This window comes from Acetobacterium sp. (genome assembly GCF_041752335.1).
In the GTDB taxonomy this organism is placed as follows: Bacteria; Bacillota; Clostridia; order Eubacteriales; family Eubacteriaceae; genus Acetobacterium.
This window is the reverse complement of the sequence record NZ_JBGSHG010000004.1, coordinates 113,215-127,887: the sequence shown is the minus strand read 5'-3', so window position 1 is coordinate 127,887 and position 14,673 is coordinate 113,215. Positions and strand designations below refer to the sequence as shown.

The 14,673-nt window shown below is 45.5% G+C and carries 13 protein-coding genes; 12 read left to right on the top strand and 1 reads right to left on the bottom strand.

All coding sequences use genetic code 11. From position 1 onward, the window contains the following. Positions 1 to 71: 71 nt before the first annotated feature. A complete protein-coding gene (locus ACEW8F_RS01010; protein WP_373481607.1) occupies positions 72 to 3,539 on the top strand; it encodes an FtsX-like permease family protein in 3,468 nt (1,155 codons plus the stop codon). Positions 3,540 to 3,818: 279 nt separating this feature from the next. On the opposite strand, the gene ACEW8F_RS01005 is transcribed toward ACEW8F_RS01010, so the two are convergent. Continuing rightward, entirely contained in the window at positions 3,819 to 5,585 is a 1,767-nt protein-coding gene (locus tag ACEW8F_RS01005) for a S8 family serine peptidase (RefSeq protein WP_373481606.1), read from the bottom strand. 487 nt (positions 5,586 to 6,072) lie between these two features. On the opposite strand from ACEW8F_RS01005, the gene ACEW8F_RS01000 reads away from it, so the two are divergent. The 11 genes from ACEW8F_RS01000 to ispG all read left to right on the top strand — a co-directional run bounded on the left by ACEW8F_RS01000 (position 6,073) and on the right by ispG (position 14,671). Further along, positions 6,073 to 6,336, top strand: coding sequence for a TM1266 family iron-only hydrogenase system putative regulator (locus ACEW8F_RS01000; RefSeq protein ID WP_373481605.1), 264 nt, complete (start codon positions 6,073 to 6,075; stop codon positions 6,334 to 6,336). Beyond that, positions 6,329 to 7,327 carry an ABC transporter substrate-binding protein gene (locus tag ACEW8F_RS00995; protein WP_373481604.1) on the top strand — a complete coding sequence of 333 codons (999 nt, stop codon included), beginning with the start codon at positions 6,329 to 6,331 and terminating at the stop codon, positions 7,325 to 7,327. Before ACEW8F_RS01000 ends, ACEW8F_RS00995 begins: the two co-directional genes overlap by 8 nt. After that, on the top strand, positions 7,299 to 8,096 hold the full coding sequence (locus tag ACEW8F_RS00990; protein ID WP_373481603.1) for an ABC transporter permease: 798 nt from the start codon (positions 7,299 to 7,301) through the stop codon (positions 8,094 to 8,096). The genes ACEW8F_RS00995 and ACEW8F_RS00990 overlap by 29 nt, the downstream gene beginning before the upstream one ends. Continuing rightward, complete coding sequence (locus ACEW8F_RS00985; RefSeq protein WP_373481602.1) at positions 8,081 to 8,737, top strand: ABC transporter ATP-binding protein; 657 nt, start codon at positions 8,081 to 8,083, stop codon at positions 8,735 to 8,737. The genes ACEW8F_RS00990 and ACEW8F_RS00985 overlap by 16 nt, the downstream gene beginning before the upstream one ends. A 90-nt stretch (positions 8,738 to 8,827) precedes the next feature. Continuing rightward, positions 8,828 to 9,658, top strand: coding sequence for a Cof-type HAD-IIB family hydrolase (locus tag ACEW8F_RS00980; protein WP_373481601.1), 831 nt, complete (start codon positions 8,828 to 8,830; stop codon positions 9,656 to 9,658). Between the two features lie 27 nt (positions 9,659 to 9,685). After that, the gene (locus tag ACEW8F_RS00975; protein WP_373481600.1) at positions 9,686 to 10,069 is read left to right on the top strand and encodes a Rid family detoxifying hydrolase; all 384 of its coding nucleotides are present in this window, start codon (positions 9,686 to 9,688) and stop codon (positions 10,067 to 10,069) included. 108 nt (positions 10,070 to 10,177) lie between these two features. Next, a complete protein-coding gene (locus ACEW8F_RS00970) occupies positions 10,178 to 10,822 on the top strand; it encodes a transcriptional regulator (protein ID WP_373481599.1) in 645 nt (214 codons plus the stop codon). 393 nt (positions 10,823 to 11,215) lie between these two features. Further along, entirely contained in the window at positions 11,216 to 11,926 is a 711-nt protein-coding gene (locus ACEW8F_RS00965; RefSeq protein WP_373481598.1) for an isoprenyl transferase, read from the top strand. Beyond that, on the top strand, positions 11,910 to 12,794 hold the full coding sequence (locus tag ACEW8F_RS00960; protein ID WP_373481597.1) for a phosphatidate cytidylyltransferase: 885 nt from the start codon (positions 11,910 to 11,912) through the stop codon (positions 12,792 to 12,794). The genes ACEW8F_RS00965 and ACEW8F_RS00960 overlap by 17 nt, the downstream gene beginning before the upstream one ends. An 8-nt stretch (positions 12,795 to 12,802) precedes the next feature. After that, positions 12,803 to 13,597: an RIP metalloprotease gene (locus ACEW8F_RS00955; RefSeq protein WP_373481596.1), complete on the top strand. Its 795-nt coding sequence runs from the start codon at positions 12,803 to 12,805 to the stop codon at positions 13,595 to 13,597. Between the two features lie 9 nt (positions 13,598 to 13,606). Continuing rightward, a complete protein-coding gene (gene ispG, locus ACEW8F_RS00950) occupies positions 13,607 to 14,671 on the top strand; it encodes a flavodoxin-dependent (E)-4-hydroxy-3-methylbut-2-enyl-diphosphate synthase (protein ID WP_373481595.1) in 1,065 nt (354 codons plus the stop codon). Positions 14,672 to 14,673: the final 2 nt, after the last annotated feature.

The window sequence follows — 14,673 nt, the reverse complement described above, 5'->3', positions numbered from 1 at the left end:
ACCTGACGCTTTAGCCGATCAATATTCAATGGCAACGCAAATGATCAAATTTTATAATAAAGGACATATCAATGAAAGCATTGCAGAAAGACACATTCAGAGAAATAAAAAAATCGATCAACCGCTTTTTATCCATTGTCGCCATCATTGCTCTGGGTATCTGCTTTTTTGTGGGGGTAAAAACAACCGGCCCGAGCATGAAATATACGGTCAGTGAGTACTATCAGAACCAGCAGCTGATGGATATGCGGCTGGTTTCTACCTATGGCTTTTTGCCGGCGGATGTGGATGCCGTCAAGAACACCCCGGGGGTGGCGACCGTGATGCCCAGCTATTCGGCCGATGTGATCATCGAGCGGGGTGATAAACGGCCGGTCATCAAACTGATGGCCTACCAGTCCGACCAGGCCCTGAATCAGCCGGTGTTGATAGAAGGCCGACTGCCGGAAAATGAGGGCGAAATTCTGCTGGAACAGCCTCAGGAAGATAAAGGTATGGGAGTTTCCAGCCATATTTATCAACTGGGTGAAACGATTAAGCTTTTCCCGGAAGTTGGCGATAAAGCTTTGTCTGAATCGATCAAACGGGATCAATTCACCATCGTCGGTTTTGTCAGATCCCCCCAGTTTGTCTCCATCGAACGCGGCAGTACTTCGGTAGGCCGGGGGAGTGTGGATTATTATGGTTTTATCGCCCCGGAAAATTTTGCCTTTGAGCGTTTTACTGAGATTTATCTTTTGTCTCAGGTCACTGCCGACGGGGTTAATCCCTTTTCAGTGGAATATGAAGATGCCTTAGTTACGATGGAAAACCAATTGGAAGCTTTGGGTCTTCAGCAGCTGCAAATCAATCACACGGATATTCTGGCCAAGGCCCAGGCGGAACTGGATAAGGGGCGAGCCAAGTATAACGATGGGGTGACCCAGTTTAACGAGGGCATTGCTCAGGGGGAAGCAAGCCTGGCCGATGCCAGAGATCAGTTAATTGACGGTGAGTCAGCCCTGAATGCTGGCTGGGATGAATATCACACCACAATTGCTCAGACCCAGGCTCAGCTCAACGATGCTCAGAATCAGATCGTCAAGGGTGAGGAAGATCTGATCAATGGAGCCAGTACCTTAAAACAGGAGCTGGCAAAAGGCGAGGCGCAACTGGAAACCCTGCGCCAGGGTATCGTCGATCTGAAAAATGGCATTGTCCAAATGGAAGGTCAGGATCCCTCTGGCCAGTTACCGGAACTTGAAGCCCAGCTGGCTGCGCTGGAAAACCAGATTGCCCAGGGAGAAAGTGCTTTGGTAAACCTGGAGGCCATGCAGGCGGGAGTCGAAGCTCAGATTCAGAGCCTGGATCCGACTGCTCCAGATTATCAGGCTCAGCTGGCCGCCCTGGAAACCCAGTTGGCTGAGATTAATAGCCAGATTTCCGGAGTTGAAGCGGGTTTAGTCCAGGCTTACGCCGGAAAAGACCAGCTCCAGCAGGGCATTGACGAGATCTATGCCTTTCAGGCCCAGTTAACCGGAATGAAAACTCAGTTGGCCGAGTTGGAAGTAACCCTGCCCCAGGCCGAAGCTGCCCTAGCCCAGGCCGCCATTGATGGTGAAAATCAGCTGTCCGCCGGATGGGTGACCCTGGCTGCCAGCAAAAACCAGCTGGCAGCGGGAATTGCGGCCTTTGAGGCCGGACGGGAAGAAGGCCTGAGTACGCTGATTGCCTCCCAGGATCAATTGGAGGCCGGATGGGCGGAACTCAGTGATGGGGAAGCCCAGTTGGCTCAGAAACGGGCAGAGGGCGAGGCGGAACTGGCCAACGCCGCCAATGAGCTGGCGAAGGCTGAGGCGAAAATTGGCGATCTGGAATTTGGAAAATGGTATCTGTTCAATCGGGATGATAATCCGGGCTATGCCAGTTACGGCGAAGACGCCCAGCGGATTGACAATATTTCCGGGGTGTTTCCGCTGATCTTTCTGCTGGTGGCAGCACTGGTATCCTTCACCACCATGACCCGGATGGTGGAAGAGCAACGGACGCAGATTGGAACGCTGAAAGCATTGGGGTATCGTCATGATCAGATTGGGTCGAAGTTTTTTGTCTATGCCTTATTGGCTGGCAGTATTGGTTCAGTTATCGGTTTGATTATTGGCATCAATACCTTGCCGCATTTAATTGCCGGGGCTTACGGACTGCTCTATCAGGTTCCCGATTTATTAATATCACCACCCTGGATTCCGATTATTATCGCCTGTTTGATTGCGATTTTCTGTACCGTAGCGGCGGCCCTGATCGTTACCCATTACGAGCTAAAAGAGCATCCTTCGGAGCTGATGCGTCCCAAGGCACCTAAGATTGGAAAACGGATTTTTCTCGAAAGTATTCCTTTTATCTGGAAACGGCTGGGCTTCATTGAAAAGGTCACTGCCCGCAACCTGTTGCGTTACAAGGGCCGTTTTTTTATGACGGTAATTGGGATCGCCGGTTGTACCGCTCTGATCCTGGCCGGGTTTGGGCTCCAGGATGCGATATTTTCGATGATCCCCCGGCAGTTTGAAAACATCACCGTCTTTGATGGCTACATGGCCTTAAAAAATGAAGAAACCCTTGCCGAAAAGGCTGACTTCAAAAAAATATTGGATAATGATACCCGGTTCAGCGAGAACATCCTGGCCCATCAATCTAAGATGACCATTGAAAAAGCCGGAACGGGTACTGGCAAAGCGGCCTATCTATTTGTCCCGGAAACAGCTGCGACGATTGATCATTTTATTCATCTTCAAGACAGAAAATCAGGAGAAGCCATTAATCTGGAAGAAGCTGGCGCTGTTTTATCGGAAAAAGTTGCCAACAGCCTGGGACTTAAGGTGGGTGATAACATCCGGATCTATAATGAGGATGAAAGTCATGAGGTGGTTTTGGGTGCAATTACCGAAAACTATCTGGAAAACTATCTCTATCTGTCCCCGGCAGCTTACGAAAAGGCCTTTGGCAAACAGCTTAAGGTGAATATGGCCTACGTCAATATTCCAGATACCACAACGGATCTTGAGAATGCCATTGCCAATGACTGGTTGGCAAAAGATGGGGTGGTAGCAGTGAATTTCACCGGGAATATTGTCAAATCATCGGCAGACAGCATCAGTAGCTTAAGTATCGTGGTGGTAGTGATGCTGCTTTCCGCCGGAGCCCTGGCAGCGGTTGTCTTATACAACCTGACCAACATTAATATTTCCGAGCGGGTGCGGGAAATTGCTACCATCCGAGTACTGGGATTTTATGATATGGAGGTGTATAAATACATTTTCCGGGAGAATATTGTTCTTTCGGGTATCGGAATTGTTGTGGGCTTGTTTTTAGGAGTCCTGCTTAACGGCTTTATCATCAACACGGTGGAAACAGACATTGCTATGTTTACCCGGGGCATTGAACCGAGCAGTTTTATTTACTCCGTGGTCTTTACCCTGGCCTTTACCTTTATTGTCAATATTCTGATGACACCGATTATCAAACGGATCAGTATGGTTGAATCATTAAAATCAATTGAATAATCAAATCTAAAATAATAAAAGCCGATGGGAAATTTCACATTTCCCATCGGCTTTTAATTGCGTGAAGGCAACGAGCCAATCACAAGCTTGCTTGTAGTTGGCGACTGCCCGCGAACTACGATGAAGCAAAGCGGAATCGTGGTTGCGTGAAGGCAACGAGCCAATCACAAGCTTGCTTGTAGTTGGCGACTGCCCGCGAACTACGATGAAGCAAAGCGGAATCGTGGTTGATTAAATCAGTTGTTGTTAAACTAGTCAGATATTAAAACAGTGGAAAGATCATAACGGGTTGGTGATAAACGAATCACCGGAGCTATCAAAGGGGGTTCCTTTCGGAACCACCATAATTTGAATACTTTCCAGGCGGTAGCCATAGCCAGCAGTGCCAGATTGTTCATCAGCACCAGCCCAGCCCAGCCAACCTTGATTTTCGACATGGGTACGATAATAGATATCGAACTGATCGGCGTCAGCGCCGGTCAACTTAATTTGAATAGCCTCCAGTCGACGCCCTTCACCGGAAGTGCCGCTGAGCTCATCGTTATTGCGCCAGTCCTGCCATCCGATATCCTGAATATGGGTTCGATAGGAAACACCGACATCGTAGCCGGGATTATCTAAAGTAATTTTGATGGCTTCGAGCCGGTAACCTAAACCCGCGGTGCCACTGAGCTCACCATTTCTTTTAAAATCAGGTTCCCAGCCAAGGTTTTGAATATGGGTTTTGTATAAGGCGGTTAAGGGTTTATCAGTTATTACCTTTTGTAATGCCTGATCCAGTTGGATTAAACCATAACCAAAGTAATCATCTTTACCAGGATCACCCAGATCCAGAGCAGTGGTTGTCAGAGCCGCTTCCACATCGCTGGCATTTAAGCTGCCATTGGCAGCCAGTAAAACACCGCAGGCTCCAGCAACGATCGGAGATGAGAAAGATGTGCCACTATCTTGGGTATAGCCGCCAGTAAGGGAAGTGGTATAAACATTTTCTCCAGGGGCAGCCAGGTCCACCATATTGTTATATTGGGAAAAAGAGGCCCGGTCATTGAAACGAGTGGTGGCAGCGACTGAGATGACACCATCATAGGAAGCCGGATAAGAAGACAATCCTGTTTCAGGATCAGTTGGCTCGCCTTCATTTCCGGCCGAAGCGACCAGAATCTTGCCCCGGTCTTTGGCGTATTGAATGGCTGCAGCTTCGCTGTTATTATAATCATAACCGCCATAGCTCATATTAATGACTTTGATTTCGGAACGATCGGCGGCATCCATTAATGCAGCACAGATATTGGCAACGGTGAGACCTTTGGTTCCGACCCGGTAGGGCGCAATTTTTACATTGGCTGTTCCAGCCACCCCAGAAAGGCCGATGCCATTATTGGCGGCAGCAGCAACAAAACCGCTGACTAAGGTGCCGTGACCGTCCTGATCGGTGATATCGGTACTTTTGGTGACATAGTCGTAACCGCTAATAATGCGGCCGACCAGATCCGGATGATTGGTATTGAGGCCGGTATCTAAAACGGCAACGCCAATGGTTTCAGAATTCGATACCTGATCCCAGGTTTTATCGGCGCCGATACTCACAAACTGCCATGCTTTGCCATCGGTGACATAAGGATCATCAGGCAGGGAATAAGTTCTTAGCATACTATTGCGATCAGCTACCAGAACATTGGGATTTTCATTGATGGTTTTGATAAATTCATCTATGTTTACATCGCTTTTTACCTCCAGTAAGTCCACCCGATCCGATACGGTTTCCCCGGATGCGATATCAGTGGTGGATAAGGAAAGGCTCGAAACATTGAATGAGCTCGAATTTTTATAAATAATAACGATCTGCTGATTGATATTGCCGTTATTGTCCACATCGGGAAGTTCGGACAGGGTATTGATGGTCATCTGATCTTTCACACTCACTTCACTTGAATTGGGATTATCACCGGTTTGGATTGCTTCATTTGCCAGGATCGGGGTCGGTAAAAACAACATCAACAGCACAATAGCGAGCAAAGTCAGGCGGTGTTTCGTTTTACTTTTCATGGGATTCTCCTTGGATAATTTATGAGATTGTCATTGTATAAAGTCACATAGACTCATTCTAATGACATAAAATAATTGCTGAGCAGATTATATCACAATTAACCAGAGATATCCTTATATTTACTCCTGAATGGGGTTTCTGTGAAGGGATAATTCGGGAATTTATAAGCCTGGTTTGCGAATAGGTTTATCAAGACGGACTGTCGTTTCATTAAATGAAAAGAGCGTATCATATTCTCAAAAGAGCCTCGTTAAAAAGTCGAATTTTTCCACCTTCTTTTTCTTTCAAATAAACTATATAAATGTTAAAATAATTACAATTGAATGAGTGTATTTACCTGACAGAAAAGAAGTTCTGATTTGGAAGGAATAAGTTCAAAATTCAAATCTGCATCAGCAGGTTGTTTTGATACTGCCTTCCTGTTTCTACAGGAAGTTTTTTTTTAGAGAGATTTGAAAGGAGTGATCGAACATCGAACGCGTAGCTGTGCTAACTGCTATTTTAGAAAATCCTAAAGAAGTTCAGGAAGAGTTTAATCGGATCATTGCAACCTATCAATCATTAATCATTGGCCGGATGGGTTTACCGCTTTCAGATAAGGGCATATCCATTATCTGTGTCACCTTATGCGGCAATATGAACGAGATCAATTCTTTGAATGGTCAGTTGGGTAAATTAAAAGAAGTGCATTCAAAATTAACAGTGTCAAAAAAAGAGTTTCAAGAAAAGGATGAGAAAGAAAATGAGTAAAAAAATGAACGTAAAAAAAATGATGATCCTGACTGGTTTAATCATGGTGATGATCCTTGGTTTTACCGCCTGTCAGGCAAAACCGGCCGAACCGCAAACGGTTAAAGTCGGAACCCTGGCCGGACCAACCGGAATGGGGATGGCAGAAATGATTGTCAACGGCGTAGATCTGGGAGAAAATGTCACCACCGAATTTACCGTGGCCGGTGCTCCGGATCAATTGACCGCCAGTGTGATCAGCGGTGAATTTCAGATTGCCGCACTGCCCAGTAATTTAGCGGCAGTGTTGTTTAATAAAACCGAGGGTCAGGTTGTCCTGGGATCTGTCAATACTCTGGGAGTGTTGTATATTGTTGCCGATGAATCTGCTGGCGTCACCAGTATCGCTGATTTAAAAGGAAAGACCATTATTGGCAGCGGACAGGGTTCGACCCCGGAATATGTGCTGAACTATTTATTGGAGAAAAACGGATTGACACCAGGGGTGGACGTCACCATTAATTATGTGGCCGAACACAGTGAAGCGGTTACCCAGTTGGCAGCCGGACAGGCTACCATTGCGATGATTCCTGAACCATTTGTGACTACTATTACAACAAAAAAACCAAATATTAAAATTGCGGTGGACATGTCAAAAGCTTGGGAAGAAGCCAGTAATGGATCCCAATTGCAGATGACCGCAGTGGTTGTCAATAAGGAATGGGCGCAAGCCAATCCCAAGGTGCTGGACAAATTTATGGAAGCCTATGAAGCATCGATAAATGCCGTGAATGACAATCCCGCTGAAGGAGCAAAAAATATTGTTGCAGCGGGGATTATGGCCGATGCAGCACTGGCCGAAAAAGCAATTCCAAACAGCAATATCGTTTTTATTCCAGTTAAGGATGCCCAGGAATCACTGAATGAATACTATACCATATTAGCTGGATTTGAACCAAAAGCGGTTGGAGGAAAAGTTCCAGGTGAAGATTTCTACGTTCTTGGAAAATAAGCAAAACAGACCCTATAAAAATATCATTGTAAAAATAGGAGTGGCCCTTTTCTGGGCACTCCTTTGGGCCTTGGCAGCCCGGTGGGTCAACAGCCCGCTGGTGCTGCCATCGCCGCTTAAAACCCTGGAAGGTGTGATCATCCTGGCTGGGGATTTTGAGTTTTTTGTGAGTATCGGGGTCACCTTGCTCCGGGTATTTGGCGGCGTTTTTGTTTCTGTGATACTGGGTTTGGTTCTCGGTCTGGCCGGCGGCCTCAACAATCCTTTTTATGAGATCATGAATCCCTTCGTCAGTACGATCAAATCTTTGCCAGTAGTATCAGTGATTATTCTGATTAATTTGTGGATCGCCTCGGGTCTGGTGCCCCTGGTGGTCACCTTTCTGATCTGCTTTCCGGTAACCTGGACAAATGTTGTGCAGGGCGTGAGAGCTACCGATAAAAAGCTGCTGGAGATGGCAAAAATTTATAATGTCGAACAGACAAAGATTATTCGCGATATTTATGTACCATCGGTAAAACCTTATGCGGTTTCAGCGTTAATGAACGCTATTGGACTGGGATGGAAGGTCACCGTCACCGCCGAGGTGCTGGCCAATGCCCTGCCATCGATCGGGATGAATCTGTATTATGCAAAAATTTATCTGGAAACCGATTTATTATTTTCATGGACCCTGGTGATCGTAATCTGCAGCCTGGCCATCGAAAAGATAACCCTCCATGTGATCGGAAAGAATCGGAAGGGGGATGGCCAATGTCCATTATCATAAAAGACCTCGACAAGAAATATGGGGAAGAAACGATTTTTGAAGATTTTAATCTGGTTTTTGAAAAGAATAAAATCACCGGCATTCTGGGACCATCCGGGGCCGGAAAAACCACCCTCCTAAATCTCTGCAGCGGGTTGGAACAGCCTGATCGAGGAACCATCGAAGGGATTAATTTTCAGTCGCTCTCCTACATTTTTCAGGAGCCGCGATTGCTGCCCTGGCGAACAGTGCGGGAAAATCTTCGTCTTGTCTTTAAAGAAAAAGCGATTAAAAAACCGGGCCCCCATGATGCCGATATCGATGCCATGCTGGAACTGGTGGGATTGGCGACAGTGGGGGATTATTATCCCCAGGAACTCAGTGGCGGAATGCGTCAGCGGGTTTCCATTGCCCGGGCTTTTCTATACCCTTCCGAATTGCTGCTGATGGATGAACCCTTTAGCAGTTTGGATTGCTCGCTGAAGAACCGGTTGATTGAAGATTTTTCAAAGATCTGGGAGCAGGACAAACGGACGGTGATTTTTGTCAGCCATAATGAAGATGAAATCAGACGGTTGGCGCATGTAATCCTGACCTTTTCGGACAAACCGGTTCAGATTCTAAAAAAAGAATGTTTAAGTGACAATTCTAAAAAATTGTAAAGGCTTACCTGATGAAAAACTTATTTTCTTATGTTAGACTAGAGATAAGCATATGAATGAATAACTAAAAAATAAGAAATGGGGTAAACCATGGATATAAAACTAATCGCATTGGATATGGACGGCACCACCCTTCAAAAGGATTATATGTCAATTTCAGAAAGAACCCGGATTGTGCTGGAAAAGGCCATTGCCAAAGGTATCCATGTGGTCCCATCAACAGGACGTATTCTGGGACAATTGCCGAAATCGGTGATGAGTATCCCGGGCATTAATTATGCTGTGACCTCAAATGGGGCAGCCGTTACCAACTTAAATACCAATGAAGTCATCAGTAGCAACTATCTGGGGTCTGGTAGTGTGAAAAAGATTATGAAAACACTGACCCGCCGCAACTTATTTTGCGAAGTTTATTATCAGGGCCAATCCTACGGCGAGCGCCGCTACTTTGATATGATTGGTGACCGAAATGAATTGTCCGAGGATCTGATTGCCTTTATTCGTAGTAATGCCATAGCGGTTGATAATGTCCTGGATTTTACCATGGAAAATGCTGCCGAAATTGAAAAAATTAATATTCCCCTGCTCAGCGATAAAAATCTTCGGGTGCTCTGGCAGAAGTTTTCTCAGATTCATGGGGTGACCCTGACAAAGGCCATCGCCAACAACATAGAGGTCAATCATCGTTTAGCCAATAAGGGCTCTGGGTTAAAACAGCTTTGTCAAATATTGAAGCTGGAACCGCGAAATGTCATGGCAATTGGCGACAGTGACAACGATCTGCGAATGTTGGAGTTTGCCGGCCTCAGTGTCGCAATGGGGAATGCGTCTGAGGAAATTAAAGCCATTGCCAATCATGTTACCCTACCCTTTTATGAAGATGGCGTCGCCCATGCGATAGAGAAATATGTTTTGGTTTAATAAACTAATAAAATTAAGGAGATTATTATGAACAAAAAAGCAATCATTGCCGATAAGGCACCAGCAGCAGTGGGTCCTTATTCCCATGCCTATTTAGTTGGAGAGACCTTGTATACATCGGGTCAGCTGGGGCTGATTCCGGAAACTGGTGAATTGGAAGTAGGCGTAGCAGAACAGGCTAAAAGAGGATTGGAAAATTTAAATGCGGTTCTGGAATTTGCCGGTTTCAGTCGGAAAGATATTGTTAAAACCACGGTATTTCTGGCAAATATGGCAGATTTTGCGGTTGTTAACGATATTTACGCTGAATTTTTCGAAGGTCAGGCCGAGTATCCCGCCCGTTCCTGTATGCAGGTAGCTGCTTTGCCTAAGGCCGCTCTTTTCGAAATTGAAGCCATCGCCGTTAAATAAAACATTTTGAACAGAAATAAATAGCTTCGATTAAAGCGCCCATGGTCATGCCTTTCCGGCAATGACCATGGGTATCTTCTTGATGAATAAAAAAAGCGAGGAAAATAAGTGAATAAAAAACTGCAGACCTATGTAACGCTGGTGGATTTTTTAGCTGAATTTATGGGTGAAAATACGGAGGTGGTGCTCCATGATATGACCGACTGGCATCATTCGGTGGTGGCCATTCGCAACGGCCATATCAGCGGGCGGAAGGTCGGCGATCCGATCACCGAAACGAACCTGAGAATTCTCCGAAGTGAAGTTCATAAAAAAGTACCCTATATGAATAATGACCCCAAGAAATTCAAGAAAAAAGAATCGATCAAGTCGGCGTCCTGGTTTATCAAGGACGAAAACGAAGTTTTAATTGGGATGATCTGCATCAATTCAGATTGTCATGATTTAATTACCGCCCGGGAACTTTTGGACAAAATGATCCGACCGCCGCTGGTTGAAACGGCGATCAGAGAAAAAGGTCCGGACAAAATAAATATTGATGTCAAAGAACTGGTGGATAATAACCTGAATCATATCTCCCGGGATCTGTTAAAGAAGCTGAAGCTTTTATCCAAGGATGAAAAAGTCGAGCTTGTGGGGAAACTGGATGAGATGGGAACCTTTTCGGTTAAGGGAACCATCTGGTATCTGGCGAAATGCATGGGGGTATCGGTGCCGACCCTTTACCGCTATCTTTCATTGACAAAAAAATAATCGCAAAGGGATCACTAAGGTTGATTCGACTATTGAGTAACGGATATACTTTCAACCTGAACGTTAAAAAGATTAAGGTTACCTTAATCTGAATAAAAATTAAATTAAATTTTATTTAATCGTTTACTTTTTGTTCAAAAGATGTTATATTGATAACAATAATTCTCATTTTCACAATAATTTCCAGGAAGACCTCAGGCTATGCCTGAGGTCTTTTCCTTTTTTTGAGCATCAGTAAGCTGAACTCAATCTGAAAAATTGAGTCTTAAGTAAATCTTGTTTCAATTCATCCCCAGGGGATAGAATTTACAAATCTTAAAAAATAGCATATAATATTGGATAGCAGAAAAAGAGTGAACAAATGCATAAATACGATAGAAATAGGGGTGCAATATGACAAGTCAGTTAAATAAAGATAATCTGCCTGAGCATATAGCCATAATCATGGACGGAAACGGCCGTTGGGCGAAAGCAAAAAATCGTCCCCGTTTATTTGGCCACAATGCCGGCATGAAGACATTGAAAAAAATTGTCCGGGCGTCATCAGATGCCGGAATAAAAATAATTACGATGTATGCTTTTTCCACCGAAAATTGGAAAAGGAGTCCCGAAGAAGTCGATGGACTGATGAATATCGCTGTTGAGTATTTCCATAAAGAAGTTGGGGAATTACATCAAAACAATGTCAGAATCAACGTGATTGGAAATCTAAACGGGCTGGGAAAAAAAGTCAGAGAAGCCGCCGTAAAAGCGATGGAGACCACCGCCGAAAACACCGGACTGGTGCTGAATATCGCCCTGAACTATGGCGGCAGAGACGAAATTCTTCATGCGGTTAAGGAGCTCATGGCCGAGGAGATTACCCCGGAAGCGATGACAGAAGCTCATATCAGCGATCATCTTTATACCAAAGGCCAGCCGGATCCAGATTTGCTTATTCGAACCGGCGGGGAAAGCCGACTCAGTAATTTTATGCTGTGGCAAATGGCCTATTCAGAATTTATGTTTACCGACATTTATTGGCCAGATTTTGAAGTTGAAATCTATTATCAAATGATCGAAAATTATCAGAACAGGAATCGACGCTATGGATCGGCCGAGTAGCAGTCTGGAGATTCGCCGGGCGGAACGAGCCAGAGCAGAGAGCAGACGGGCTGATAAGAGTTCCATGAAAACCCGAATCTGGACCGGGGTTGTTGGTTTGCCACTGCTCATTTTTATTTTGTATACCGGAGGATTTATCCTGGTCATGGGGGTATCCATTCTGGCTTTTGTCGGGACAATGGAATATACGCGAGCCATTAACAAAATGATTCGCCCTAAGATTAATGCAATCCTGATGATTTTTTTGACCGTCATGTTGATGGTTACCATCAAATTGGATTATTATTTTCTGATGCCAGTTTTATTGGTGGCCTTCATTATTATTTTCTGTTATGAAATCCTATCGGGAAATGTGGGGATTCAACGGGGCAGTGCCACGCTGATGGGATTGATTTATGTGCCGGTGATGTTTGGGCACCTGTTCCTTTTTGAAACAGTCAATAAAGGAGCCTATTACATGTGGCTGATTTTTGTGATTGCTTTCACAACCGATACCGCAGCATATTTTATTGGCAAATCCATCGGTCATCGAAAGATAGCGCCGCTGATCAGTCCCAAAAAAACCATTGCCGGGTCAGTTGGCGGGGTGATTGTCGCGGCTTTGTGTACGATCCTTTACGGAACCATTCTCAGTTCCTACTTCAGTTTTGTTTTACCCTGGTATTTATACCTGGTTGTTGGCGTTTTTGGAAGCATTGCCGGACAATGCGGGGATTTGACAGCATCAATGATTAAGCGAAAAGCCAAAATAAAAGATTTTGGTACCATACTGCCCGGTCATGGCGGTATTTTAGATCGCTTTGATAGTATTCTCTTTATCATTCCTTTAATTTATATATTTGCCAAATTAACCATTGGCATCGCGTAGGTGAAAATTTGAATTTATATACCGTACTCATTACATTGCTGATATTATGTGTTTTAGTGATCGTTCACGAACTGGGACATTTTATCGTGGCAAAAAAAACGGGCATCTTCGTTGAAGAATTTGCCATTGGCATGGGGCCAAAACTGTTTGGTCGGCAGGGAAAAGAAACGCTGTTCACCATTCGGGCATTTCCCGTTGGTGGCTTTTGCAAAATGCGGGGTGAAGAACCAGAATTTGACGCAGACGGAAATCTGCTTCCCAAGGATCCCAGCATCCCCATCGATCCCCGGAGTTACGAAGCAAAAAGCCGGGGCCAAAAGCTGCTGGTACTGGTGGCCGGTTCGGCCATGAACATTATTTTTGCTGTGGTCTGCCTAATTGTGGTGGCCTTGTTTACTGGTCATACCAACGTATTTGATGCCATCGGCACCGCCTTTTTAAATACCTGGCGGTTTTCCGGTCTGATTTTTCAGAGCTTTGGGATGCTGTTCACCGGTCAGGTGGGCCTGGATCAGCTGGCTGGCCCGATCGGAATGGTATCGATGGTGGATACCTTCCTGCAAAGTGGACTGATTATTCTGTTGGCGTTTACCGCCATGCTCAGTGTCAACCTGGGGATTATCAATCTGTTTCCGTTGCCAGCCCTGGATGGCGGGCGAATCTTTATCCTGCTGATTGAAATGGTGGTGCGTCGAAAACTTAGTCTGGAACTGGAAATGAAGATCAACTATTTTGGATTTATTGCCCTGATTGCCCTGGCGGTCCTGATTGCCGTCAATGATATCATGCGGCTGGCAGTATAGGAGAAAGATGTGAAAAATCGAAAAAAAACCCGGGTTGTCAAAATTGGCTCAATTGCCATTGGTGGAGAAAATCCCATTGCGATCCAGTCGATGACCAATACCGATACCAGAAATACTAATGCTACGATTGTTCAGATTAACGCTCTAGAAGAAGCCGGATGTGAGATTGTCCGGGTGGCAGTTCCTGATGAAGCAGCGGCCAAGGCTATTGTCGAGATAAAAAAGGGAATTCAAATTCCTCTGGTTGCCGATATTCATTTTGATTATAAATTGGCTCTGACCGCCATGGAAAATGGAATCGATAAGCTGCGCATTAATCCGGGCAATATTGGTTTAGAAAAAGGCATTCGGGAAATTGTTGCCATGGCCACCGAACGGGACATTCCGATCCGGATTGGGGTGAACGCCGGTTCCCTGGAAAAAGAAATTTTGGCGAAAAATGGGGGCCGGGCCACCCCGGCCGGGATGGTGGAGTCGGCGCAACGTCACATCCGGATTCTCGAAGACGCCGGCTTTGATAATATCGTGGTTTCGATGAAGGCTTCGGATGTGCGCTTTACCATTGCCTGCTATGAACAATTTTCGCAGCAGTACGATTATCCCCTGCATTTGGGGATCACCGAGGCCGGAATCCTGCGCAGCTCGGCAGTTAAATCAGCCATGGGCATCGGCTATCTGTTGCTTAGTGGTTTGGGGGACACCCTGCGGGTATCGATTACCGGCGATCCGCTCGAAGAAATTGATGTGGCCCGGGACATTCTTCGCGGCATCGGTTTATACACCGGCCGACGGCCCCGGGTGGAAGTCATTTCCTGTCCTACCTGCGGACGCACTGAAATTGATCTGATTGGTATCGCCCAGGAAATCGACCGGCAGCTGAGAACTGTTGAAAAAGACATCCGGGTCGCCGTGATGGGTTGTATTGTTAATGGTCCCGGAGAAGGCAAGGCCGCCGATATTGGCATTGCCGGCGGGAAAAAAAAGGCGGTATTATTTAAAAAGGGTGAAATTATAAAAAGCATTGCCGAGGATGAAATCATCTCGGTATTATTAGCAGAAATAGAAAAAATGTGAGG

Bases quoted from the DNA above. Each gene is read 5' to 3' on its own strand.
- ACEW8F_RS01010 (WP_373481607.1), top strand. From the start codon at position 72: ATGAAAGCATTGCAGAAAGACACATTCAGAGAAATAAAAAAATCGATC.
- ACEW8F_RS00985 (WP_373481602.1), top strand. From the start codon at position 8,081: ATGTCCATTATCATAAAAGACCTCGACAAGAAATATGGGGAAGAAACG.
- ACEW8F_RS00965 (WP_373481598.1), top strand. From the start codon at position 11,216: ATGACAAGTCAGTTAAATAAAGATAATCTGCCTGAGCATATAGCCATA.
- ACEW8F_RS00980 (WP_373481601.1), top strand. From the start codon at position 8,828: ATGGATATAAAACTAATCGCATTGGATATGGACGGCACCACCCTTCAA.
- ACEW8F_RS01005 (WP_373481606.1), bottom strand. From the start codon at position 5,585: ATGAAAAGTAAAACGAAACACCGCCTGACTTTGCTCGCTATTGTGCTG.
- ACEW8F_RS00975 (WP_373481600.1), top strand. From the start codon at position 9,686: ATGAACAAAAAAGCAATCATTGCCGATAAGGCACCAGCAGCAGTGGGT.
- ACEW8F_RS00960 (WP_373481597.1), top strand. From the start codon at position 11,910: ATGGATCGGCCGAGTAGCAGTCTGGAGATTCGCCGGGCGGAACGAGCC.
- ACEW8F_RS00995 (WP_373481604.1), top strand. From the start codon at position 6,329: ATGAGTAAAAAAATGAACGTAAAAAAAATGATGATCCTGACTGGTTTA.